Genomic DNA, 24,129 nt, shown 5'->3' with positions numbered 1-24,129 from the left:
CCATGTTCCACCCCGAAACCAACCTCGTGCCGGTCGGCCGCGCGCTGATCAGCGTGTCGGACAAGACCGGGCTGATCGAATTCGCCCGCGGGCTGGCCGCGCAGGGGGTGGAGCTGATCTCGACCGGGGGCACGGCGGCGACGCTGCGCGGCGCCGGGCTGAAGGTGCGCGACGTGTCCGAGGTGACAGGCTTTCCCGAAATGATGGATGGCCGGGTCAAGACGCTGCACCCGATGGTGCATGGCGCGCTTCTGGCGCTGCGCGACGACGACGAACACCTGCTGGCGATGGCCGCCCACGGGATCGAACCGATCGACCTTCTGGTGGTCAACCTCTACCCGTTCGAAGCGACGGTGGCCAAGGGCGCGGATTACGCGACCTGCATCGAGAACATCGACATCGGCGGCCCGGCGATGATCCGCGCGGCGGCCAAGAACCACAAGTTCGTGTCGGTCGTGACCGACCCCGAGGATTACGCGGCCCTGATGGCCGAACTTCAGGCGCATGATGGCGCGACCACGCTTGCCTTCCGCAAGAAGCTGGCGCTGACCGCCTATTCCCGCACCGCGGCCTATGACGCGGCGGTGTCGGGCTGGATGGCAGGGGCGGTGGGCGAACCCACCCCGCGCCGCCGCGCCTTCGCCGGAACCCTGGCCCAGTCCTTGCGCTATGGCGAGAACCCCCATCAGGGGGCGGCCTTCTATACCGACGGCTCGCGCCGCCCCGGCGTTGCGACGGCCGAACAGCATCAGGGCAAGGAACTGTCCTACAACAACATCAACGATACCGACGCGGCCTTCGAACTGGTGGCTGAATTCGATCCGGCGCACGGCCCGGCCTGCGCGATCATCAAGCATGCCAACCCCTGCGGTGTCGCGCGCGGCGCCTCGCTGGCCGAGGCCTATCAGCGCGCCTTCGACTGCGACCGCACGTCGGCCTTCGGCGGGATCATCGCGCTCAACATGACGCTTGACGGGGCGACGGCGGCGAAGATCACCGAAATCTTCACCGAAGTCGTGATCGCCCCCGAGGCCGACGAGGACGCCCGCGCGATCTTTGCCACCAAGAAGAACCTCCGCCTTCTGACCACCGGCGCGCTTCCCGATCCGCGCGCGGCAGGCCTTGCCTTCCGTCAGGTGGCGGGCGGGTTTCTGGTGCAGGACCGCGACAACGGCCATATCGGCCGCGACGACCTGAAGGTGGTGACAAAGCGCGCACCGTCCGAGGCCGAGATCCGCGACCTGCTGTTTGCCTGGAACGTGGCCAAGCATGTGAAGTCGAACGCGATTGTCTATGTGAAGGATCAGGCGACGGTGGGCGTGGGCGCGGGGCAGATGAGCCGCGTGGACAGCACCCGCATCGCCGCGCGCAAGGCGCAGGACATGGCCGAGGCGCTTGGGCTTTCGGCCCCCCTGACGCGCGGATCGGTCGTTGCGTCGGATGCCTTCTTTCCCTTTGCCGACGGCCTTCTGACTGCGGCCGAGGCGGGCGCCACCGCCATCATCCAGCCGGGCGGATCCATGCGCGATGACGAGGTCATCCGCGCTGCCGACGAGGCGGGGCTGGCGATGGTGTTCACCGGCCAGCGGCATTTCCGTCACTGAGGGGGGGGCGATGCGTGCGTTCTGGGTGACGGCGGTTCTGGTGTTCGTGATCGACCAGGTCACGAAACTTGCCGTGGTGTTCGGGCTGAACCTGATCGAGCGCGGCGTGATCGAGGTCTGGCATCCGTTCCTGACCTTCCGAATGGCCTGGAATCGCGGGATCAATTTCGGCCTTTTCGCAAGCCACCAATCAGAGGTGCGCTGGCTGCTGATCGCGGTGGCGCTGGCGGTATCGGCGTGGGTCCTGCGCTGGATGATGCGCAGCGAACAGCCGACGCTTGCGCGGATCAGCGCGGGCTTCCTGGTCGGCGGGGCGATCGGCAATGTCGTGGATCGCATCGCCTATGGCGCGGTGGCCGATTTCCTGAACATGTCCTGCTGCGGGATCGAGAATCCCTATGCCTTCAACGTGGCCGACATCGCGATCTTTGTCGGTGCCGTCGGGCTTGTCCTGTTCGCAAGGGATGCGGGAAAGGATGACAAGGCAAGGACTTCGGCGGGGCGAAAGACCCCGTGACGCGCGCCGATCAATGCGCTAAGACGAAGGCGAGGTCTGTGGGAGACGGGGTATGAAGGCAGCAGGACGGGGATCGGCGGCGAAGGCGGGACTGGCGTTCGTGCTGGTGCTTTCGGTGGCGGCCTGTTCTTCGGGCGAACCCCGCCTGATGAATGTCAAGGCGTCGGGCGAAGGCCCTGACGAGTTTGCGATCATCCCGCCCAAGCCCCTGGAAATGCCTGAAAGCCTTGCCGAACTGCCGCCGCCCACGCCGGGCGGCGAAAACCGGACCGACCAGAAGCCGCGCGAAGCGGCGATTGCCACCCTGGGTGGCCGGGTGCGGACCGGAACGGCCGGCGATGGCGGCCTGATCTCCTACGCAAGCCGCTATGGCGTGACTTCGGGCATCCGCCAGACGCTGGCCGCCGAGGATCTGGAATTCCGGCGCCGGAACGACGGGCGGCTTCTGGAACGCCTGTTCGACGTGAACGTTTATTTCCGCGCCTACGAGCCGATGTCGCTTGACCAATATGCCGAACTGGAACGCTGGCGCCGCGCCGGGGCGGGCAACCCCTCGGCCCCACCGCCGGAATTGACCGAGTAGGCTCACATCCCTGTCAGCCGGTCTTGAACGCCCCCCGAGGCTGCGTAGCTATGTGGGGTGCGGTTGATGAAAGGTCTGTCGATGAAAGGTCTGTCGATGCCCCTGAAATCCCTCAACGGCCTGAAATCCCTCAACGGACGGGCCGTCAGCCTGGTTCTGGCCGGTCTTTCCGCCAGTCTTGTGCCTGTCCCCGCGCTGGCCGAAACGGTTTCGGGCTTCACGCTCGACAACGGCATGCAGGTGGTGGTGATCGAAGACAACCGGGCGCCCGTGGTCACGCATATGGTGTGGTACCGCGTCGGGGCCGCGGATGAGGCGCCGGGCAAGTCCGGCATCGCGCATTTCTTCGAACACCTGATGTTCAAGGGCACCGACGAACTGGCGCCGGGCGAATTCTCGGCCATCGTCGAGGCGCAGGGCGGCAATGACAACGCTTTCACAAGCTGGGATTACACCGGCTATTTCCAGCGTGTCGCGGCCGATCGCCTTGGCCTGATGATGAAACTTGAAGCCGACAGGATGCGCGACCTGATCCTGAACGACGAGGTCGTCGCCACCGAACGCAATGTCATTCTGGAAGAGCGGGCGCAGCGCGTGGACAGCGATCCGGGCGCGCTTTTGCGGGAACAGGCGCGGGCGGCGCTGTTTCTGAACCATCCTTACGGAATTCCGATCATCGGCTGGCGGCACGAGATAGAACAGCTGAACCTTGCCGATGCCGAAGCCTTCTACCGGCGCTTCTATGCCCCGAACAACGCCGTTCTGGTCGTGGCCGGCGACGTGACGCCAGACGAGGTCAGGGCGCTGGCTGATGAACATTACGGCCCGCTTGAGCCATCGGCGGACCTGACGGCCGAACGGCTTCGCCCGGCGGAACCGCCGCACCTGTCGGAGCGGCGGCTGACGATGGCCGATCCGCGGGTGTCCGAACCCGTCATGGTACGCACTTACCTTGCGCCGGAACGGGACCCGGGCGATCAGGCGAAGGCCGCGGCGCTGACCTATCTGGCCGAATTGCTGGGCGGATCGGGCACAACCAGCGTGCTGGCGCGCGCGTTGCAGTTCGACGACGCCAAGGCCGTCTATTCGGCGGCCCATTATGACGGGCTGGCGCTGGATTCGGGAACCTTCAGCCTGGTCGTTGTGCCCGTGCCCGGCGTCTCGCTGGAAGAGGCCGAGGCGGCGATGGACAAGGTCATCGCCAGTTTCCTGCAAACCGGCCCCGATCCGGCCGCCTTCGAACGGATCAGGACGCAGATGCGCGCCTCGGAAATCTATGCCCGTGACAATGTGGATGGTCTGGCCCGCCGCTATGGCGAGGCACTGACGGTGGGCCTTTCGATCGAGGATGTGAAATCCTGGCCCGATGTCCTGCAAACCGTCACCCCCGAAGCCGTGATGGAGGCCGCGCGCGAGGTTCTGGACCGTCGCAATGCCGTCACCACCTTACTGACCAAGGCCGAGGGCTGAGCCGATGATGATGCGTTTTCTGGTCGCGCTGTTTCTGTTCGCGATGCCCGTTCAGGCCGCCGTGCCGATCAAGGAAGTGGTCAGCCCCGGCGGTATCAAGGCCTGGCTGGTCGAGGAACATTCCATCCCCTTCGTCGCGCTGGAAATCCGCTTTCGCGGCGGCACATCGCTTGACCCCGAGGGCAAACGCGGGGTCGTCAACCTGATGACCGGGCTGATCGAAGAGGGCACGGGCGATCTGGACGCGCAGGGCTTTGCCGAGGCGCGCGATGCGCTGGCGGCCGATTTCCGGTTCAACGTCGGGCAGGATTCGCTTTCCGTCTCGGCCCGGATGCTGACCGAAAATCGTGATCAGTCGGTCGATCTTCTGCGGCAGGCGCTGGTTTCGCCACGCTTCGACGAGGCGGCTATCACCCGCGTGCGCGGGCAGGTCCTGTCGATGATCCGGTCCGATGACACCGACCCCGGCGCCATTGCCAACCGGGCCTTCGACCGGGCGGCGTTCGGCGCCCACCCCTATGGCAGTTCCGGCGACGGCACGGCCGAAACCGTCTCGGCCCTGACGCGCGACGATATCCTTGCCGCCCATCGTGCCGCCATCGCCCGTGACCGCGTCTACGTGGCCGCCGTGGGCGACATCACGGCCGAGGAACTGGGCGCGCTGATGGACCGACTGCTGGGCGATCTGCCCGAAACCGGGGCGCCCCTGCCGGGCCGGGCGGACTATGCCTTGAAGGGCGGCGTCACGGTCGTCGATTATCCATCGCCGCAGTCGCTGATCCTGTTCGGGCACGAGGGGATCAAGCGGGACGATCCCGATTTCTTTGCCGCGTTCATCCTGAACGAAATCCTTGGCGGTCAGCGGTTCACCGGCCGCCTGATGACGGAAATCCGCGAAAAGCGGGGCCTGACCTATGGGGTGGGCAGCTATCTTGCGGCGATGGATCAGGCCGAACTGGTGATGGGCCAGCTTTCCACCGACAACCGAACCGCCGGTCAGGTGATCGACCTTATCCGGGCCGAGTGGCGCAAGATCGTGGAAAACGGCGTCTCGCCCGAGGAACTGGCGGCGGCGCAGACCTATCTGACCGGGGCTTATCCGCTGCGCTTCGATGGCAACAGGCCGATCGCCAACATCCTTGTCGGGATGCAGATGGAAGGGCTGCCGATCACTTATGTCGAAACCCGCAACGACCAGATCAACGCCGTCACGGTCGAGGATATCGCCCGTGTGGCGGGGCGTCTGTTGCAGCCCGACGCGCTGCATTTCGTCGTTGTCGGCAAGCCCGAGGGCATCGGCGCCGCGCCCTGATCGGGCGCGGCGGGGCACCTCAGGGCAGTGGTCGAATCTTTCCTGCCGTGCTAGGGATGGTGGCATGATGATTGCCAGCCCCAAGATATCCACGAACGGCCGCCCGGTCATCCGGCAACTGGACGAAGCCGCGATCAACCGGATCGCGGCCGGCGAGGTTGTGGAGCGGCCCGCCAGCGCCGTGAAGGAACTGGTCGAGAACGCGCTGGACGCGGGCGCGCGGCGCATCACCGTGGATTATGCCGACGGCGGCAAGACGCTGATCCGCGTGACCGATGACGGCTGCGGGATGACGGGGGATGACCTGCCGCTGGCGCTGGCGCGCCATGCGACGTCAAAGATCGACGGGTCCGATCTGCTGAACATCCGGTCCTTCGGTTTCCGGGGCGAGGCGCTGCCGTCTCTGGGCGCCGTCGGGCGGCTTTCGATCACCAGCCGCGTTGCAGGGGGCGAGGGTATTTCGCTGTCGGTCGAAGGCGGGCGCATGGGGCCGGTGCGCCCGGCTGCGCTGACGGGCGGCACGGTGGTTGAACTGCGCGATCTGTTTTACGCCACGCCCGCCCGGTTGAAGTTCATGCGCACAGACCGGGCCGAGGCGCAGGCGATTGCCGAGGTTGTCCGGCGTCTGGCCATGGCCGAGCCGAATGTGGGCTTCACGCTGCGCGATGTGTCAGGCGGCGGCGAAGGGCGCGTGGTGTTCCGCGCGGACCCTGAAAGCGGGGATTTCTTCGACGCGCTGCACGGGCGTCTGGCGCAGGTTCTGGGCGCGGATTTCGCGGAAAATGCAGTGCCGGTCGATGCTGACCGCGAGGGGTTGCGGCTGACCGGATATGCCGCGCTGCCCACCTATTCGCGCGGGTCGGCGGTTGCGCAGTTCCTGTTCGTGAACGGACGTCCGGTGCTGGACAGGATGCTGTTTGGCGCCTTGCGCGCGGCCTATATGGATGTGCTGTCGCGCGACCGGCATCCGGCGGCGGTGCTGAACCTGACCTGCGATCCCGAACGGGTCGACGTGAACGTGCATCCCGCGAAATCAGAGGTGCGGTTTCGCGAACCGGCCCTGGCGCGGGGGCTGATCGTCACGGCGATCCGTGCGGCGCTGATGGGGGCGGGCCATCGCGCCTCGACCACGGTCGGGGCAGAAACCCTGGGCGCCTTCAGGGCCGAACCCCTTGCGCCGGTGGCCGCGCCGCCGCGCATCTATCAGATGGACCGCGCCAGCCAGCCCGCGCTGGCCCGCAGCTTCCGCTTTCAGGCGCCCGAGGCCGGGACCGCTCCGGGCTTTGCCGAGGCGCCGTCGGCACGGGTGGAACCCGCCCCGACGGAACCGGCGCCTGAAGGCCGCCCGCTGGGGGCTGCCCGCGCGCAGGTACACGAGAATTACATCATCGCCCAGACCGAAGGCGGCATCGTCATTGTCGATCAGCACGCCGCGCATGAACGGCTGGTCTATGAACGGCTGAAGGCGCAGCGCGCCGAAGGCCGGGTGCCGGCGCAGGCGTTGCTGATCCCGGATATCGTGCAACTGTCCGATCTGGATGCCGCGCGGCTGCTTGAACTTGCCGACGATCTGGCGGACCTCGGCCTTGTGATCGAACCCTTCGGCGCGGGGGCCGTGGCGGTGCGCGAAACGCCCGCGATCCTGGGGCAGGTGGACGCAGCGGGGCTTCTGCGTGACATCCTCGACGATCTGGCCGATCTGGGTCGGTCCGACAGGCTGCGGGGCCGGATCGACGCGGTCCTGTCGCGCATGGCCTGTCACGGATCGGTCCGGTCCGGCCGCCAGATGCGGGCCGAGGAAATGAACGCGCTTCTGCGCGAGATGGAGGCGACGCCCCTTTCGGGTCAGTGCAACCACGGCAGGCCCACCTATGTGGAGCTCAAGCTGGCCGATATCGAACGGCTGTTCGGGCGGCGATGATCCGGATCGGAGACATCGAACTGGCGTGGACTGATCCGGTGGTCCTGGCCGCAGGCGGGGTCCTTCTGATGCTGGTACTGTTGCTGGCACTGATCCTGCGTGCCGCGCTGCGCGCCGGGGCCGCCGCGCAACCGATGCTGCGCGAGCTTGGCTGGCTGGGCCAGCGCGTGCAGATGCTGTCGGACGGGCAAGAACGGCTGGCGGGCGGGCTGCATCACGTGTCCGAGGTGCAGGCCGTCAGCCAGACCTCGATGATCCAGCTGATGGAGGCTCGCCTGGCCGAGGTGACGCGCCAGATGGGCGAGAACCTTCAGGGATCGGCGATGCGCACCGCCCGGTCTTTGGGCGAGTTGCACCAGCGGCTGGAAACCATCGACAAGGCGCAGGCCAATATCGAGAAGCTGTCGGGCAACGTGCTGTCCTTGCAGGATATCCTGTCGAACAAGCAGACCCGCGGCGCCTTCGGCGAGATCCAGTTGAACGACATCGTGCAGAAGGCGCTGCCATCGGATGCCTACGCGATGCAGGCGACGCTTTCGAACGGGCGGCGGGCGGATTGCCTTGTGCATCTTCCCAATCCACCGGGGCCGATCGTGATCGATGCGAAATTCCCGCTTGAGGCCTACGAGGCGATCCGCCGTGCCGAAACCCCGCGCGCCGCGCAAGAGGCGGCGGCGCAGTTCCGCACCGCCGTCAGGGGGCATGTCCGCGCCATATCCGACCGATACATCATCGAGGGGGAAACCGCCGATGGCGCGCTGATGTTCCTGCCCTCCGAAGCGGTCTATGCCGAACTCCACGCCAATTTCGCCGATATCGTGCGCGAGGGCTTTGCCGCGCGGGTCTGGATCGTGTCGCCCACCACCTGCATGGCCACGCTGAACACGATGCGCGCCGTGCTGAAGGATGCGCGGATGCGCGAACAGGCGGGGGCGATCCGCAAGGAACTGGCGCTGCTTTACGGTGACGTCACGCGCCTGTCGGAACGGGTGGGCAACCTCGACCGCCATTTCGCGCAGGCCGCAAAGGATATCGAGGATATCCGCATTTCATCCGACAAGGCGTCGCGGCGCGCGCGGCGGCTGGACAATTTCGATTTCGAGGAACTGGCGCCTGATCCGGTCAAGCCGTTGGTGGATGGTCAGGCGGCAGAGTGACCGCCGCCTGAATGTCCGGTCAGATGCGGAAGATCGGCTGCAACAGGCGCGGCATCAGGCTGTTGAAGCGCAGCGGCGCATCGGTCGCTGCAAGGCAGATGCAATCGGCGCCCGCCTCGGCCACCGGGGTATGTTCCATCTCTTCGTCGGCAATCTCCAGATCGCCGGGGCCGAAACGGTCTGATTCATCCCGGAACGCGCCCTGCAGCACCAGCGTCAGTTCCATCCCGCGGTGCCCGTGATCGGGCACGGCCTGACCGGCCGGAATATGCAGCAGCCGTGCGCTGGCGTCCTTTGCCATCGGCAGGATCGCCTGGCGAACGCCCATGCCGATCGGCCGCCATTTCACCGCGTCGAGATCGCCGCCGATCACATCGGCCAGCGGGGTCGGGAACAGGCCCTTGCGGCGGCGCGGTTCCGGGCGCGGCTCGGGTGCGCCCGACAGACGGGCCAGAACCGCGTCAAGGCTGCCATCGTCCATCGCGATGGTGCCGCAGCGTTCGATCATCGACCCGCCCACGGCATCGAACGCCCCGGCCCTGGCACGGCACTCGTCGCACATCGACAGATGTGTCGCGACGACCAGCCCGAAGGCCTCGGGCAACTGACCGGCCGAATAGGCCATCAGCAGCTGATCGGAAACATGGTGGCGGATCGTCATCTTCGTCTTGCCTTCAGTCATCAACTCATATGGTGGCGCAGTTTTTCCAGCGCCAGCCGGATGCGCGACTTGATCGTGCCAAGCGGCAGGCCCGTTTCCTCGGCGATCTCCGTGTGGGAAAGATCGCCGAAATAGGCCCTTTCGATCAGCGCGCGCTGCTTTTCGGGCAGCTGGGCCAATGCCTTGCCCAGCCTGTCTGTTTCCTGCTGCATCTCGAAGGCGTCGGCCTGATCGGGTTCCGGTTCCGGACCCCAGGGCAGATCTTCGGGCTCTGGCCGTTTGGCGCGGCGCAGCGCGTCGATGCGTCTGTTGCGGGCGATGGTGAAGACCCAGGTCGCCACCGAAGCCCGCTCGGGATCGAAGAGATGCGCCTTTTGCCAGAGCGTGGCCATCACGTCCTGCGCGCACTCCTCGGCTAGGGCCGGGGACATTCCCGATTTGATCAGGAACGCCTTGACCCTTGGCGCAAAGTGGCGAAACAGATCGGCGAATGCCGCGCGGTCCTGACGGTCCCGGATCGCCAGCATCGCCGGAACCCAGTTTCCCTCGGAGTCTTCTGCCGTCACCTTGCCACCATCCGTCCGCTGCGCTCGCCATGGCGCAGGCGCAGCATAGGCGGTCGCCGCCGCCTCTGCACCCGGTTTTTCCGTGGTCCGTGCATCGAACATCATGCAAGGGATACGCAAGCCTTCCGCAAACGGATCACCTTCCCGCAGACAGTTTTTTCGGCGTCCTTTCGGGTGCACTGGCGGCGGATTGTGATCCGCAAAGGCTCAGACCGCGTATCGTCGTCAAAACCCTGCAACAAGGTGACAGTGAATGCCCTTTGAACGACCCGAACTTCCGCCCCGCCGCATTGCCGTCATCGGCGGCGGTATCTCTGGCATGGCCGCGGCGCATCTTTTGTCATCCGATCACGCGGTTGTCCTGTTCGAGGCTGAAGGGCGGCTGGGTGGCCACGCGCGCACCGTGATCGCGGGGAAGCGGAAGGATCAGCCGGTCGATACCGGCTTCATCGTGTTCAACAAGGTGAACTATCCCAATCTGGTGCGTCTGTTCGACGATCTGGATGTGCCGGTGACGGAAAGCGACATGAGCTTTGGCGCCTCGATCGGTGGCGGGCGGTTCGAATACGCGCTGAAGACGCTGGATTCGGTCTTTGCCACGCGCAGCATGATGCTGAACCCGCGTTACCTGCGGATGCTGCGCGACATCCTGCATTTCAACGCCAAGGGCGTTGCCGTGTCGCGCGACCCGTCGATGACCATCGGCGATATGCTGGCCGAACTGCGGACAGGCGACTGGTTCCGCGACTATTACATCACACCGCTTTCGGGTGCGATCTGGTCCACCCCGGTGCAGGGCATCCTTGATTTCCCGGCCAAAGCTATGGTCGATTTCTTCCAGAACCACGCCTTGATGAGCCTTTCGGGCCAGCACCAATGGTACACGGTCAAGGGCGGTTCGGTCGAATATGTGCGCAGGCTTCACGCGGCGATGGATCGCGCGGGCGTCGATATCCGCCTGTCGGCCCCCGTGGCTGCGGTGCGCCGCCTTGGTGCCGGTGTCATGGTGCGCCCGGTCGGCGGCGAGTGGGAGCTGTTCGACGAGGTCGTCTTTGCCACCCATTCCGATCAGGCGCTTCGTATGCTGGAAGATGCCGACGCCGAGGAACAGGGCGCGCTGTCGAAGATCCGCTATCAGCCGAACGAAGCGGTGCTGCATGCCGATGTCTCGCTGATGCCGAAGCGCCGCAAGGTCTGGTCGAGCTGGGTCTATGTGGAGCCCGCCGATTGCCCGCGCCCGGAGCGTATCGACCTGACCTACTGGATGAACAGCCTGCAACCGATCCCGCAGGACGACCCGCTGTTCGTCACGCTGAATTCCAACCGTCCGATCCGCGATGACCTGATCCACGATGTCGTGACGTTTCATCATCCCGTCTATGATCTGGCCGCCGAACAGGGGCGGCAGGTGATCCGGGCGCGGAACGGCGCGCGCAACACCTGGTTCTGCGGCGCCTGGATGAAGAACGGCTTTCACGAGGACGGCTTCGCCAGCGCGGTCGATGTGGTCGACGGCATCCGCGCGCGGCCGCTTGTGCAGGTGGCGGCGGAATGAGCCTGGTCGAACATATCGCCGGGGAAACCTTTCACGGGCGGAAGGGGGCCGTGGCCAACAGCTTTCGCTACGGGGTGGATTACGTCCTGCTGAACCCGGAAACGGCGCGTGGGCCTGCCCTGTTCGGCCGCAACCGGGGGGCGCTTGCCTCGGTCCATGATCGCGATCACGGCGGCGCGCCGGGGCAGGGCCGGGGCCTGGACTGGGCGCGCGAGGTGCTGGCCGAATGGGGCATCCCGGCCGATGGCGAGATCCTGCTTCTGGCGCAGCCGCGCATCCTTGGCCATGTGTTCAACCCGGTCAGCTTCTGGCTGGCCCATGACCGTGAGGGCGGCCTGCGTGCGGTGATCGCCGAGGTCACGAACACCTTCGGCGACCGCCATTCCTATATCGCCAACCGTGGCGACCTGGCGCCGATCGGGCGCGAGGATACGCTGGTGGCGCAAAAGATCTTCCACGTCTCGCCGTTCCAGCCGATCGGCGGGGAATACCGTTTCCGTTTCGACATCCGGCCCGACCGGATCGGGATCTGGATCGACCATTCCAACGCCGAGGGCGGGATCTACACCAACCTGATCGGCCCGCGCCGGCCGCTGACGAACCTTGGCCTCTTGCGCGCCTGCCTGCGGCGCCCGTTCGGGTCGCGCCGGGTGCTGGCGTTGATCCACTGGCAGGCGCTGCGCCTGTGGTGGAAGGGCGTGCGCTATCGTCCCCGGCCCGAGGCCCCCGCCGACGAGGTGTCGCGGTGATGGCCCTTGGCCGCAAGTCCCTGTCGCCCGTCGCGGGTGACCGACTGCCCGCCTGGGCAGGGTTTGCGGCGCTGATCGCGGCGGCGGGCCTGCCGATCTACATCCATGCTCCCAAGTTCTATGTCGACAGCTACGGCGTGTCGCTGGCCACGATGGGTGTCGTGCTGTTCGGGCTCAGGCTTCTGGACGTAGTGCAGGACCCGGTGCTTGGCTGGCTTGCGGAACGCGGGCGGGATCATCGCCGGGCGATGGTGGCGATGGCGGTGGCGGTGATGGCGGGGGCGATGGTCATGCTGTTCGCCCTGCCGCCCCTGGGGCCGGCCCTGTTGTGGTTCGCGCTGTCGCTGGCGCTTTTGTTCAGCGCGTTTTCCTTCCTGACCATCGCCTTCTATGCCGAGGGCCTCGCCAAGGGCGCGCGCCTTGGGCCCACCGGCCACCTACGCCTTGCGGGCTGGCGCGAAAGCGGCGCGCTTCTGGGCGTGACGGTGGCGGCGGTGGCGCCCGTGGCGCTGGCGGGCATGACCGACCGACCCTTCGCGGCCTTCGCGGCGGGCTTTTGCGCGCTGGCACTGGTGGTCGCCTGGGCGATGGGACGCGAATGGCGGGGCGCTGCGGCGCCGATGCCTGCAACCCCGCTGCGGCAGGTGCTGGCCGATCGCGACACGCGCCGCCTTCTGATCCTGGCGCTGGTAAATTCCGCGCCTGTTGCCGTGACCTCGACCCTGTTTCTGTTCTTCGTCGAAAGCCGCCTTGCCGCCCCCGGCAGCGAGGGACCGCTTCTGGTGCTGTTCTTCCTCGCGGCGGCCGTTTCCGCGCCGGTCTGGAGCCGCCTCGCTGCCGCCTTCGGGCTGCGGCGCGTGCTTCTGGTGGCGATGGTGCTGGCGGTGGTGTCCTTTGCCTTTGCCGCCACACTGGGCGCGGGCGATCTGTGGGCCTTCGCGTTGATCTGCCTTGTCTCTGGCGCCGCGGTCGGCGCGGACATGACGCTTTTGCCCGCGCTTTTCTCGCGCCATCTGGCGCGGTCCGAGGGTGCGGCGGGCGAGGCGGTGGCCTTCGGCCTGTGGTCCTTCATGACGAAACTTTCGCTGGCACTGGCGGCCGGCCTGCTTCTGCCCGCGCTTCAGGCGCAGGGTTTCACCCCTGGCACCGAAAATACGCCCCAGGCGCTGTCGGCGCTGACGCTGGCCTATGCCGTCCTGCCCTGCGGCCTGAAGCTGCTGGCGATCGGTCTGCTGGCGACCATGCCCTTACCCGGAGAATGACGATGTCCGAAATCCTGTTCCTTCTGGCCGGTGTCGCCCTGACCCTTGCGCTGTTCGCGGCCATTGCCCGCGCGACCGGCTTTCGGGCACAGCGGCCCGCCGACTATGCCACGGGCGGCCCCCACTTCGACCTGCGCGAACACCTGTCCGGCCCGATCCTCTGTGAAGGGGTGATCTACGGGCCGACGGGGCGCGTCACCTCGCGCTTCGTTGCCCGGATGGAGGGCATCTGGACCGGAAATCGCGGCATCCTCCGCGAACGCTTCCGCTATGACAGCGGCACCGAACAGTTGCGCGAATGGCGGCTGAGCCTGGGAAATGACGGCATGATCCGGGCCGAGGCCGATGACGTGGTCGGCGTGGGGACCGGCCGGATGGAAGGGTCGGCGGTGCAGATGTGCTATCGCATCCGCCTGACGCCTGACGCGGGCGGGCATGTTCTGGATGTGACCGACTGGATGTATCTTTGCGAGAACGGCACGGTGATGAACCGCAGCCAGTTCCGCAAGTTCGGCATCAAGGTGGCCGAACTGGTCGCCACCATGCGCCGGATCGAGGCATGAGCCGCGTCGCGGGCAAACGTTACTGGCTTGTGGGCGCAAGCGAAGGGCTTGGCCGGGCGCTGGCGCAGGCGATGGCCGAACGCGGCGCGCGGCTGGTCCTGTCTGCCCGCAATGCCGACCGTCTGGCCGATCTGGCCGCGTCGCTGCCCGGCACGCATGAGGTGCAGGCTTGCGACGTGGCCAGCGCGGCGTCTGTTCAGGCGGCGGCGGATGCGATCGGCCCGGTGGATGGCGTGGTCTGGCTGGCCGGCGTCTATTGGCCGATGTCCGCGGCCGACTGGGACCCGGACAAGGCCGAGGCGATGTGCGACATCAACCTGACAGGTTGCGCCCGCGTTCTGGGCCGGGTGGTGCCGGGAATGGCGGCGCGTGGATCGGGCCATGTGGTGATCGTGGGGTCGCTGGCGGCGTTCCGGGGCCTGCCCGGCGCGATCGGCTATGCCGCCTCAAAGGCGGGAACGATGGTTCTGGCCGAAAGCCTTCAGGCCGATCTGCACCGCACCGGGGTTCGCGTGCAACTGGCCAATCCGGGGTTCATCCGCACACGCCTGACCGACAAGAACGACTTTTCCATGCCGCAACTGATGGAACCGGATCAGGCCGCGGCCGAGGTGATGACCCTGATGGAGGGGAACCGCTTTTCCCGGTCCTTCCCGGTCCCTTTCGCCTGGGTGTTCCGGCTGGGCAACCTGATGCCCGACCGGCTTTACTTCCGCCTCTTCGGCGCAAAGTGACGCGGGCGGGGCGGCAGGCCCCGCGCCGCGCCGGACAAGCGATCAGACCCGCGCAAGATGGGTGTCGAATTCCGCCCGCGCGCGCCCCCAGACACCCCGTTCCAGATCGCCAAGCGCCAGCAGCGACGGCAAAAGCTGTGCCGCGTAATCCTCGCTGGCCTCGACCGGCAGAAGCGAGGGAAGGTTGTCGATCGCGGTGACGTCCAGCGGCGGATCGTCCCAGACGCGCAGGGCCGGGGCCTGCCAGTCTGTCGCCCGGTCATAGACCTTGATGGGCGAGAAATCCGATGTCGGATCGCAGGCGATGTCGCCGATCACCCGCAGCGCGCGTGGCCGTTCGCCTGCATCGGCCGGGACAAAGACCGGGCAGCCCGGCCGGGCGAGGATGCAGTTCAGAAAGATCTGATGCGCCAGAACCTCGGGGAAGGGGCCGCCATGCGCGGTTTCGGCCATGTCCCAGCGTGTCACCTTCGATCCCACCGCTTCCATCAGGTCTCCCGCGCCGGTGCCCACCCGACCGAGTGCGCCGATGATCAGGGCGCTTGGCGGGGCAAAGCCGTCCAGGTCGGCGCGCAGGTCGGCCAGCAGCGCGTCGCGGTCGGCATATCTGGTCAGGGGGCCGCAGATGCCCCCCCGCATCTGCGCGGCAAGGCATTTCACGGCCACCGCCGCGCCCGCATAGCCCGCCCAATAGCCGAAGGCCGCGACCCTGCGCCCGCTGTCGTCGACAAGCGATTCCAGATCGTAAAGCACGCCCCCGCCCGCCTTGAAGCGGCGCAGCAGAACCTGCCCCGCAGGCTGGCCCTTGTAGGCATGGCCGAACAGGATGTGACGATGGGTGAGCGGCGTGCCATCCTCGGGCAGTTCCTTAAGGCCAAAGATGATCGCCTCGGCGGGAGCGTCCGGCCAGCTGTTTTCCGGCGCGATGGTGCAGCCCGCCGCGCGATAGCCGTCGATCCCGATCGCGCGGCAGTGGCTGTCTTCCACGGTCACGCGAACACCCGCCGCGATCAGGCGCGCCGCGCCCTCGGGCGTCAGGCCCACCCGTTCCTCGTTCGCGCGCTGTTCCGCCCTGACCCAGAGATGCACCATGGTTCCGCCCTGTCACCGGTTCGTTTCGCAATCCAGTCTGGCGAATTTGCGAGCGAGATACCAGATTGGCCGGAAGGAGGATCGCGAATGGATCGACGGATGCTGTTGGCCGGGGCTGCGGCGCTGGCGGCCCTTGGCGGTGGTTTGCTGTGGTGGCGCAGACGGGCAGAGCTTTCGGCCTTTCTGTCGGCCGAGGAATTCAGCGCCCGTCATGCCGAACCCCTGCCGCCGCCTGCGGGGCCGATGACGGTCTATCACCTTGGTCATTCGCTGGTCGGGCGCGACATGCCCGCGATGCTGGCGCAACTGGCCGGTCACACCCATCACAGCCAGCTTGGCTGGGGCGCCTCGCTGAAACAGCATTGGGAACCGGACGAACCCGTGCCCGGCTTCGATACCGAGAATGCCCATCCCGCCCACCGACCGGCGCGCGAGGCCATTGCCTCGGGCGGGTATGATGCCGTTATCCTGACCGAGATGGTCGAGATCCGCGACGCGATCCGCTATCACGATTCCGGTCGCTGCCTGGCCGAATGGGCGCGCGCGGCGCGGGCCGCAAACCCGGATGTGCGGATCTATCTTTACGAAACCTGGCACCGTCTGGACGATCCCGCAGGCTGGACAGATCGCATCCGCGACGATCTGCCGGGGCAATGGGAGGCCATCATGCGCAAGGCGATGGCGCAGGAGGGCACCGGGACGATCCACCTGATCCCGGCGGGCACGGCGATGGCGGCGCTTGTCGCGCGGATCGAGGCGGGCGAGGTGCCGGGCCTGGCCCGGCGCGAGGACCTGTTCGGCAAGAACCCTGATGGCACGCAGGACATGATCCACCCGAATGATCTGGGCGCCTATTTCGTGGCGCTTGTGCATTACGCCACGCTCTATCACCGGTCGCCCGAAGGGATGCCGCACGCCCTCATCCGGGCCGATGGAAGGCCGGCGGACGCGCCTTCGCCCGAGGCGGCCCGGATCATGGCGCAGGTGGCGTGGCAGACCGTGTCGGGCTATGCTGCCACCGGTGTGGCCCCTTAGGGGGCGGTTGTTCCGGTGTGCCCATGTCGCTGTTCGCCCTTCTGACCGAAATCGTCTTTGTCGGCCATTCGCTGATCGGCACGGGCCTGCCGCCGCTTGTCGATGGCGGGTTCCGCGCGATGGGGGAACCCGTGACCGTCGAGGCGCAGATCATCAACGGCGCGCCGCTGAAATACAACTGGGACAACTCGGCCAGCAACGACACGCTGGATGCCCGTGCCCATCTGCGGCGCGGTGGCACCGATATCCTGATCCTGACCGAGGCGATCCCGCTGGCCGGGCACATCGAATGGAATGACACCGCAGGCCAGGTGGCGGCCTTCGCCGGCCTGGCGCGCGAGGCCCGGCCCGATACCCGCATCTATCTTTATGAAACATGGCATTCGCTGGCCTCGGCGCCCGGCGCGGTGATCCCGGATGATCCGGGCGGCGGCGTGCCATGGCGGGAACGGATCGATTCGGATCTGGCGCTGTGGCAGGGCGTGGTGGATCAGGTCAACGCGCGGCTTGGTGCGGCGGATGCGGTGCGGCTGATCCCGGCGGGGCAGGCGATGGGGCTGGCCGCCGATGCCATCGCGCGGGGCGAGGTGCCGGGCCTGGCCGACATCCGCGATCTGTTCAGCGATGACATCCATCCCAACGGGCGGGGCTTCTACCTTGTCGCGATGACGCATCTGGCGACGATCACCGGAACATCGCCCGAAGGTCTTCCCGCAAAGCTGACCCGTGTCTGGCAGGATCGCGCCTCGATCCTGACCGACGAACAGGCGCTGGCCTTGCAGCGCATCGCCTGGGCCGCCGTTCAGGCCCAGACGGCGCGCGAGGCCGCAGGCCCCGTGATGCCCCCGGCATCGACCGATGATGCATCGGCGGCTTCGGCCGGGGGCGATGTGCCCGCTGTCGGGGCCGACGGCCCCGGCGTGCGGAACCCGAACCTTGGCCTTGGCCTGGCCGGCGTGCATGACTGGGCCGTGCAGCAGCCGTTTCTGGACGTGATAAAAACGGCCCGGCCCTGGGTCGGTCATCTGCCGGGCCAGTGGGGCGGGTTCGAACATGATCGCCTGCGCGCCGAAGGCTGGCTGGACGATCAGGGCTGGCCTATCGGCGTTCCGCCCGAGGTGACCGGGCTTTCCACCCTGATCCTGACCGAACTGCCCCAGGACGCAGGCGGGATCGCGGGCCGCTATGTGGTGGAATGGGAGGGCAGGGGCAGGCTGAAGCTGGAAGGCCGCGCGACGGTCGTGGATGACGCGGAACGGCGCCGGGTATTCGATTTCGCCCCCGGCCCCGGCGGTGTCGTCCTGACCATCGAGGAAACCGATGCCGGTGATCCGATCCGCAACATCCGCGTCGTGCGCGAGGACCGGCAGGCCGCGTTGCAGGGCGGTGCGATTTTCAACCCCGACTGGCTGGCACGCATCCGGGGCGTGCGGCTGATCCGGTTCATGGACTGGATGGCCACCAACGATTCCCGTCTTGCCGCTGTCGAGGACCGGCCCCGGCCCGATGACTTTTCGTGGGCTGTGCATGGCGTGCCGGTTGAGGTGATGGTCGCCCTTGCGAACGAGTTGCGCGCCGATCCCTGGTTCACCCTGCCGCATCTGGCCGAGGATGACCTTGTCCGCCTCTACGCCGAAACGGTGCGGGATGGTCTTGCCGAAGGGCTGGTCGCGCATGTGGAGTTGTCCAACGAGGTCTGGAACTGGCAGTTCGCGCAGGCGAAATGGGCCGAGACGCAGGGCAAGGCCTTCTGGGGGCGCGAGGCGACCTGGGTGCAGTTCTACGCGATGCGTGCGGCCGAGGTGATGGCGATCTGGTCCGAGGCCTTCGGCGATCAGGCCGAGGCGCGGCTGGTGCGAATCGTGGGTACCCAGACCAGCATCGAAGGGCTTGACCGCACGATCCTGACCGCCCCGCTTGTGATCGAAGAGGGCTTGCCGCCCCCGCATGACAGCTTCGATGTGCTGGCGGTCACGGGCTATGTCGCCGCTCTGCTCGGGGCCGAGGAAAAGCGCGCCCTGGTCACCGCATGGCTGGACGAAAGCCGCCTGACGGCCGAAGCCGCCGCCACCGCCGAAGGGCTGGAAGGCGCGGCACATGCCGAATACGTCGCGCGCCACCGTTTCGACCACGCGGTCGAGATCGCGGCGCGCGAACTGCGCGACGGGTCGGTCAGCGGATCGGACGCCGACACGCTGGCCGCGCTGTCTGGCCGGGTCTGGCCCTATCACGCCGCCGTGGCGCAGGAATTCGGGCTGAAACTGATGATGTATGAAGGCGGAACCCATGTCGTGGGCTATGGTGCGGCGGTGGATGATGCCGAACTGACCGCCTTCTTCCATCACCTGAATTACAGCGAGGCCATGGGCGACCTTTACCGCGATCTGATGGCCGAATGGGCGAAAGTGTCGGACACGCCGTTCAACGCCTTTGTCGATGTCTATGCACCGACGAAATGGGGAAGCTGGGGGGCGCTGCGCCATCTGACCGATGACAATCCGCGCTGGCGGGCGCTCGCCGAAGGTTGCGGCGCGTGCTGAGCGTGATCATCCCGGCCTCGAACGAAGAGGCCTATATCGGCCCCTGTCTGGCGGCGCTTTTCGCGTCATACCCGGTGCCGGGCGGGGCCGAGGCGGTGGTGGTGGCCAACGGTTGCCGCGACCGGACGGCCGATCGGGCGCGCGCGATGTCCGACCAGGCCGCCGCGGCAGGCTGGGGCCTGACGGTGATCGAACGGGCCGAAGGGGGCAAGCCCGCCGCGCTGGATGCGGGCGATGCCGCCGCCGGGGGAAACTTGCGCGCCTATCTGGATGCCGATGTCATCGTGTCGGCCCCGCTGATGGCGGAACTCGCCGCGGCCCTTGGGGAAGACCCCCCGCGCTATGCCACCGGAACGGCACACATTCCGCCCGCCCGGTCGCGGGTCACGCGGGCCTATGCGCGGTTCTGGCAGCGCCTTCCTTTCGCACGCTCCGTGGCGCCCGGTTACGGGCTTTTCGCGGTCAATGCGTCGGGCCGGGCGCGATGGGGCTGCTTTCCGCGGCTGATTTCGGACGACACATTCGTGCGGCTGCAGTTCACCCCGGAAGAACGGGTGCAATGCAGGGCCAGCTATGACTGGCCGATGATCGAGGGCTTTGCCGCGCTGGTCCGGGTGCGGCGCAGGCAGGATCGCGGTGTGGCGGAGATTGCCGCCCTCTATCCCGGCCTTCCGGACCGCGAGGCAAAGGCGCCCCTTGGCGCGGCAGGTCTGGTGCGGCTGGCGCTGGCCGATCCGGTGGGCTTTGCGGTCTATGCCGCCGTATCGCTGGCCGTGCGTGCCGGGGGCGGCGACGGCGGCTGGACGCGGGGCCGCTAGGCGCTTGCGGTCAGGTCCGCCCAGCCACAGCGCGCCGCCAGCATCCGGGGGTCTTCGGCGGTGCCGATGGCCACACCGGCGCGGAAGGCGGCCGTCTTGCGGTTGCGCCAGTTGTCGCGCAGAAGGTGCAGCCCCGAACGGCTGATCTTGGTGATCGGCGTCCGGATCGGCAGCACGGCAGACCATTTCCGCTGCATGAAGCGGTAGCATTCGGCAAAGTCCGCCCCCAAGGCCTCGTGATAGGCGTCGTTGTGGATGCAGGGAAGGCCCACGGCGAAGGCACCGCGCCCGGCGGCGCGGGCGGTCTGGACGATGTCGGTGCCGTAAAGGTGCCAGCCCGGCAGCGCCTCGTCGAACCTCAGACCGCTGCTGCGGCGCAGGACGATCAGAAGTTCGTCGAACCCCTGCACCGGCACGGGATGCATCGGCACCCGCCCCACGATCATCCCCAGCGAGGATGACCAGACCGGGCCCAGATGCGCCCCGTCCAGCCCGATTCCGAAGGCGCCGATCAGCGCCCAGTTGGGATGGGTCGCGCCGACCTCGGCGATGCGCGCCGCCAGAAGCCTTTCCCAACCCTGCGGCAGAAAGACGTCGTGATGGGCAAGGACCACCACATCCGCCGCGTCCGGCCCGGCGGCATCCAGCGCCCGGTTGTAGGCGATGGCGGCCGACGGGGCGTTTTCCACCACATGCAGCGGCACCGCACCGGAGGCGATGCAGGGCGACAGCGCAAGGTTGGCCTTCAGGATGGCCGGGTTGTGGCTGGCGGCGGCGATGGCGATACGGGTCATTCTGTCCCCTCGAACAGCCGGGCAAGCCGGGCGGCCTCGTGGTCGATGTCGTGGCGGGCAAAGACGCGTTCGCGCCCGTGGCGGCCCATCTCCGCCAGTCGCGCCGCCGGTGTGGCGGCAAATTCGCGGATCGCCGTGGCCAGCGCATGGGCATCCCCCGCCGGGACCAGCCAGCCACAGCCGGGCGTGACCAGCTCGGGCACACCGGCGATGGCGGTCGCGATCACGGGACGACCGGCGGCCAGCGCCTCCATCACCACCACGGGCAGGCCTTCGGCGAAAGAGGGCAGGATCAGCGCCTGCGCGCGCGCAAGCTGATCGCGCACGCCCGCCTCGTCCAGCCAGCCGGTCAGGGTGATCCGGTCGGTCAGGCCCTGATCGGCGATCGCCCGCCCGATGGTTTCGCGCAGAGGGCCGTCGCCCACCAATGTCAGGTGCAGGCCCGGCAGGCGTGGCGCGGCCTCGGCCATCGCGGCCACCAGCAGCGGAAACCCCTTCTGTTCGGAAAACCGCCCGATCGCCACAAGGCGCGGCGTCTGCGGCATCTGGGCCGGTTCCGGAAACCGGGCCGGTTCGATGCCGCAGTGAACAACCCTGATCCGCGGCCAGTGGGACGAGGCCACCCAGCGGCAAAGCTGGCTGCGCCCGAACGAGGAAATCGCCACGACAAAGGCCGCGCGTTCGATCTTGTCGCCCAGGGACAGGGCCAGGGGGGCGTCGAATTCTTCGGGCCCATGGACGGTAAAGCTGAATTGCGACCCGCCAAGCGCATGGGCAAGCGCCGCGACGGTCGCGGAATTGGTGCCGAAATGCGCGTGCAGATGGTCGATCCCCAGATCGGCGCAGCGCTTTGCGACATGGGCGGCCTCGGCCAGATAGATGAGGTGGCGCAGGCGGTGGTTTGCCCGTACCCCCATCCGCCAGGCCAGCCGCGCGGCCGTCCAAGCCTTTGCCGGGCGCGCACTCATCCAGCCGAGCGCCGAAACGGCAAGGCGCGCTGCCCCCAGTTTCAGGACATGTTCGGTGCGCGCGTCCTCGTCCAGATCCTCGGTATCGACCAGCGCCGCGCGGTCAGACCGCATCGCCAGCCGGTGCACGGACAGCCCGCGACGTTCCAGCGCGCGGATCTCGCGCCGGATGAAACTGTGCGAGGCGCGCGGGTAGGTGTTGACAAGATAGGCGATCTTCACTGGCACGGGGTCCGATGGCAATCCGTTCGGGTCAGGGCCCTGAATAGGCCCAAGGCTGCGGATTGCATAGAGATAAGGCGCCAAGATGGCGGGCGATTGACCGGGGGCGGGCGCCCCCCTAGGGTCGCGCCCATGGAACCCGCCGCCGCCCGTCCCAATCTTTTTGCCCGCGCCCTGCGCGGCGGTGCGCTGACGGCCGGGTCCTACGCGATCACGCAGGTCCTGCGGCTGGCATCGAACCTGATCCTTACGCGGCTCTTGTTTCCCGAGGCCTTTGGCCTGATGGCGCTGGTTTCGGTCGTTCTGGTCGGATTGGCGATGTTTTCCGATGTGGGTATCGGCCCGGCGATCGCGCAGAACCGGCGCGGGGACGATCCCGATTTTTTGGACACCGCCTGGACGATTAACGTGGGGCGCGGGGTTTTCCTGTGGCTGGCGACCTGTGCGCTGGCACTTCCCGCCGCGGCGCTTTATGGCGCGCCGGAATTGGCGCTGCTGTTGCCGGCCGCGGGTCTGACACTGCTGGTTGCGGGCTTCAACCCGACCCGGATCGACACGGCGAACCGCCACCTTCTGTTGGGGCGGGTGACGGCGCTGGACCTGATCGCGCAGGTGATCGGGATCGTGGCGATGATCCTTCTTGCCCTGGCGATGCGGTCGGTCTGGGCGCTGGTGATCGGCGCGATCATCGGATCGGCGGCAAAGCTCGTGCTGATGCATGTCGGCCTGCCGGGGCGGGCGAACCGCTTCCGCTGGGAAAAGCCCGCCGCGACCGAGCTGATCGGGTTCGGCAAGTGGATCTTCCTGTCCACCGCCTGCGGGTTTCTGCTGTCGCAGGGCGACAAGGCCATTCTGGGCGCCTACCTGCCGCTGGATCAGCTTGGCGTCTACAACATCGGCTATTTCCTTGCGTCGTTTCCGATCCTTCTGGGGGGCGCTGTGACGGGGCGCATCCTGATCCCGCTTTACCGCGATCATCCGCCCGCCGGGTCCGCGGCCAACTTCGCCCGTCTGCGGCGGATGCGGAACGGGGTGACGACGTTCATTCTGGCGCTTCTGGCGGTGATGGCCCTTGCCGGGGTTCCGCTGGTGGGGCTGCTATACGATGATCGTTACGCGGCGGCGGGGGCGATCGTCGTTGCAATCGCCTGCGTGCAGATGCCTGCGGTGATCGGCATGACCTATGACCAGTCGGCATTGGCGGCGGGGGATTCCCGCAGCTATTTTCTTGTCATCGCGGCGCGTGCGGCCGTGCAGACGCTGGCCTTCCTGATCGGGGCGGAAATCGCGGGGCTTCAGGGCGCGCTGACCGGGCAGGGGATTGCCCTGCTGGTCGTCCATCCGTTGATCGTCTGGCTGGCCCGGCGGCATGGCGCGTGGGACGCCCGGCATGATCTGGGCGGTTTTCTGGCCGTGGCCGTGCTTGCGTCGGTTGCACTGTGGTGGAACGCGGGCGCGCTTGCCGCCCTGGGCTGACGCCCGGTTGCACGCTGACCGTGGCATAAAGGCCGCGAAAGCGACCATATCGCGCCATGATTTCGCCCTGATTGGCCAATAGCCCGAAATGGCACTGGCGGAATTAGCATTTCATGCAAGGATTCCTGTCAGGATGACAAGGCAGCGGCACGGGAGATCGGGCGATGGTCATCGGAATGGTCCTCTTCGGGTTCCTCGCAGGAATCGGTGGTGTCATCTGGGGCATTGCCGCCGGGCTTTCCGTTCTCGGGTTGCTTGCTGTCTATTCGCTGGCCGGAATGGTCGGCGCGCTATCCTTCGTGATGCTGGCGCTTGGCATGAACGTGGCGCGCGAACCGGCCTTCGCGCTTGAGCGGGCGCGCCACCCGCGCTGAGGCGCGGTTTGACGCCAATCCGAAACAATACTCAACCAATGGTTGCCGTCCGCGGCAGGCGCAAATCAGACGCCCGTTCCGCATGATTTGCGCGCCGTCCACGCCCGGGCGAAAAATCGCCCCGAATCATCTTGTTGGAAATGACGCCGCATCCAC

At 67.2% G+C, this 24,129-nt stretch carries 22 protein-coding genes; 17 read left to right on the top strand and 5 right to left on the bottom strand.

Going from position 1 to position 24,129, the window contains the following annotated elements:
- The first annotated feature begins 2 nt into the window (after nucleotides 1-2).
- The 7 genes from purH (at nucleotide 3) to E7811_RS10250 (ending at nucleotide 8,564) form a co-directional block, all read left to right on the top strand.
- Nucleotides 3-1,604 carry a bifunctional phosphoribosylaminoimidazolecarboxamide formyltransferase/IMP cyclohydrolase gene (gene purH, locus E7811_RS10280; protein WP_136394544.1) on the top strand — a complete coding sequence of 534 codons (1,602 nt, stop codon included), beginning with the start codon at nucleotides 3-5 and terminating at the stop codon, nucleotides 1,602-1,604.
- 10 nt (nucleotides 1,605-1,614) lie between these two features.
- On the top strand, nucleotides 1,615-2,121 hold the full coding sequence (gene lspA, locus E7811_RS10275; protein ID WP_136394543.1) for a signal peptidase II: 507 nt from the start codon (nucleotides 1,615-1,617) through the stop codon (nucleotides 2,119-2,121).
- A 52-nt stretch (nucleotides 2,122-2,173) separates the two neighbouring features.
- On the top strand, nucleotides 2,174-2,704 hold the full coding sequence (locus E7811_RS10270; protein WP_136394542.1) for a DUF3035 domain-containing protein: 531 nt from the start codon (nucleotides 2,174-2,176) through the stop codon (nucleotides 2,702-2,704).
- A gap of 96 nt (nucleotides 2,705-2,800) precedes the next feature.
- A complete protein-coding gene (locus E7811_RS10265; RefSeq protein ID WP_136394541.1) occupies nucleotides 2,801-4,174 on the top strand; it encodes a M16 family metallopeptidase in 1,374 nt (457 codons plus the stop codon).
- Between the two features lie 4 nt (nucleotides 4,175-4,178).
- Nucleotides 4,179-5,486 carry a M16 family metallopeptidase gene (locus E7811_RS10260; protein WP_136394540.1) on the top strand — a complete coding sequence of 436 codons (1,308 nt, stop codon included), beginning with the start codon at nucleotides 4,179-4,181 and terminating at the stop codon, nucleotides 5,484-5,486.
- Between the two features lie 64 nt (nucleotides 5,487-5,550).
- Nucleotides 5,551-7,407, top strand: a complete 1,857-nt coding sequence (mutL, locus tag E7811_RS10255; protein WP_136394539.1) for a DNA mismatch repair endonuclease MutL — start codon at nucleotides 5,551-5,553, stop codon at nucleotides 7,405-7,407.
- Complete coding sequence (locus tag E7811_RS10250) at nucleotides 7,404-8,564, top strand: DNA recombination protein RmuC (RefSeq protein WP_136394538.1); 1,161 nt, start codon at nucleotides 7,404-7,406, stop codon at nucleotides 8,562-8,564. Before mutL ends, E7811_RS10250 begins: the two co-directional genes overlap by 4 nt.
- A gap of 19 nt (nucleotides 8,565-8,583) precedes the next feature.
- Here the strand turns inward: E7811_RS10250 and E7811_RS10245 are convergent, their stop codons facing one another.
- Nucleotides 8,584-9,225 carry a ChrR family anti-sigma-E factor gene (locus E7811_RS10245; RefSeq protein WP_136394738.1) on the bottom strand — a complete coding sequence of 214 codons (642 nt, stop codon included), beginning with the start codon at nucleotides 9,223-9,225 and terminating at the stop codon, nucleotides 8,584-8,586.
- 20 nt (nucleotides 9,226-9,245) lie between these two features.
- Nucleotides 9,246-9,752, bottom strand: coding sequence for a sigma-70 family RNA polymerase sigma factor (locus E7811_RS10240; RefSeq protein WP_136394737.1), 507 nt, complete (start codon nucleotides 9,750-9,752; stop codon nucleotides 9,246-9,248).
- 292 nt (nucleotides 9,753-10,044) lie between these two features.
- On the opposite strand from E7811_RS10240, the gene E7811_RS10235 reads away from it, so the two are divergent.
- From E7811_RS10235 to E7811_RS10215, 5 genes are read left to right on the top strand one after another with little or no spacing between them, the layout of a single operon-like run.
- Entirely contained in the window at nucleotides 10,045-11,346 is a 1,302-nt protein-coding gene (locus E7811_RS10235) for an NAD(P)/FAD-dependent oxidoreductase (protein WP_136394537.1), read from the top strand.
- Nucleotides 11,343-12,095 (top strand): DUF1365 domain-containing protein, encoded by a 753-nt coding sequence (locus E7811_RS10230; RefSeq protein ID WP_136394536.1) that lies wholly within the window; start codon nucleotides 11,343-11,345, stop codon nucleotides 12,093-12,095. The genes E7811_RS10235 and E7811_RS10230 overlap by 4 nt, the downstream gene beginning before the upstream one ends.
- Entirely contained in the window at nucleotides 12,095-13,357 is a 1,263-nt protein-coding gene (locus tag E7811_RS10225; protein ID WP_136394535.1) for an MFS transporter, read from the top strand. Before E7811_RS10230 ends, E7811_RS10225 begins: the two co-directional genes overlap by 1 nt.
- A 2-nt stretch (nucleotides 13,358-13,359) precedes the next feature.
- Nucleotides 13,360-13,920 (top strand): DUF3833 domain-containing protein, encoded by a 561-nt coding sequence (locus E7811_RS10220; RefSeq protein WP_136394736.1) that lies wholly within the window; start codon nucleotides 13,360-13,362, stop codon nucleotides 13,918-13,920.
- Nucleotides 13,917-14,654: an SDR family NAD(P)-dependent oxidoreductase gene (locus E7811_RS10215; protein ID WP_136394534.1), complete on the top strand. Its 738-nt coding sequence runs from the start codon at nucleotides 13,917-13,919 to the stop codon at nucleotides 14,652-14,654. Before E7811_RS10220 ends, E7811_RS10215 begins: the two co-directional genes overlap by 4 nt.
- Nucleotides 14,655-14,696: 42 nt before the next feature.
- Here the strand turns inward: E7811_RS10215 and E7811_RS10210 are convergent, their stop codons facing one another.
- Nucleotides 14,697-15,746 (bottom strand): saccharopine dehydrogenase, encoded by a 1,050-nt coding sequence (locus E7811_RS10210; RefSeq protein WP_136394533.1) that lies wholly within the window; start codon nucleotides 15,744-15,746, stop codon nucleotides 14,697-14,699.
- Between the two features lie 87 nt (nucleotides 15,747-15,833).
- On the opposite strand from E7811_RS10210, the gene E7811_RS10205 reads away from it, so the two are divergent.
- Genes E7811_RS10205 through E7811_RS10195 form a run of 3 tightly spaced genes read left to right on the top strand, consistent with a single transcriptional unit; the run spans nucleotide 15,834 to nucleotide 20,139 of the window.
- The gene (locus E7811_RS10205) at nucleotides 15,834-16,781 is read left to right on the top strand and encodes an SGNH/GDSL hydrolase family protein (protein WP_136394532.1); all 948 of its coding nucleotides are present in this window, start codon (nucleotides 15,834-15,836) and stop codon (nucleotides 16,779-16,781) included.
- Between the two features lie 23 nt (nucleotides 16,782-16,804).
- A complete protein-coding gene (locus E7811_RS10200) occupies nucleotides 16,805-19,321 on the top strand; it encodes a hypothetical protein (RefSeq protein ID WP_136394531.1) in 2,517 nt (838 codons plus the stop codon).
- The gene (locus E7811_RS10195) at nucleotides 19,306-20,139 is read left to right on the top strand and encodes a glycosyltransferase family 2 protein (RefSeq protein ID WP_136394530.1); all 834 of its coding nucleotides are present in this window, start codon (nucleotides 19,306-19,308) and stop codon (nucleotides 20,137-20,139) included. The genes E7811_RS10200 and E7811_RS10195 overlap by 16 nt, the downstream gene beginning before the upstream one ends.
- Here the strand turns inward: E7811_RS10195 and E7811_RS10190 are convergent.
- On the bottom strand, nucleotides 20,136-20,933 hold the full coding sequence (locus tag E7811_RS10190; RefSeq protein WP_136394529.1) for a hypothetical protein: 798 nt from the start codon (nucleotides 20,931-20,933) through the stop codon (nucleotides 20,136-20,138). The two genes, E7811_RS10195 and E7811_RS10190, sit on opposite strands and share 4 nt — an antisense overlap.
- Entirely contained in the window at nucleotides 20,930-22,123 is a 1,194-nt protein-coding gene (locus E7811_RS10185) for a glycosyltransferase (protein ID WP_136394735.1), read from the bottom strand. Before E7811_RS10185 ends, E7811_RS10190 begins: the two co-directional genes overlap by 4 nt.
- 132 nt (nucleotides 22,124-22,255) lie before the next feature.
- On the opposite strand from E7811_RS10185, the gene E7811_RS10180 reads away from it, so the two are divergent.
- Nucleotides 22,256-23,599, top strand: coding sequence for an oligosaccharide flippase family protein (locus E7811_RS10180; protein ID WP_136394528.1), 1,344 nt, complete (start codon nucleotides 22,256-22,258; stop codon nucleotides 23,597-23,599).
- Nucleotides 23,600-23,763: 164 nt separating this feature from the next.
- The gene (locus E7811_RS10175) at nucleotides 23,764-23,973 is read left to right on the top strand and encodes a hypothetical protein (protein WP_136394527.1); all 210 of its coding nucleotides are present in this window, start codon (nucleotides 23,764-23,766) and stop codon (nucleotides 23,971-23,973) included.
- Nucleotides 23,974-24,129 lie beyond the last annotated feature (156 nt).

It is taken from the genome of Aliigemmobacter aestuarii, from assembly GCF_004799285.1.
In the GTDB taxonomy this organism is placed as follows: Bacteria; Pseudomonadota; Alphaproteobacteria; order Rhodobacterales; family Rhodobacteraceae; genus Aliigemmobacter; species Aliigemmobacter aestuarii.
Note: the sequence above shows the minus strand (reverse complement) of the source record. Positions and strands in the feature narration are given on the sequence as shown.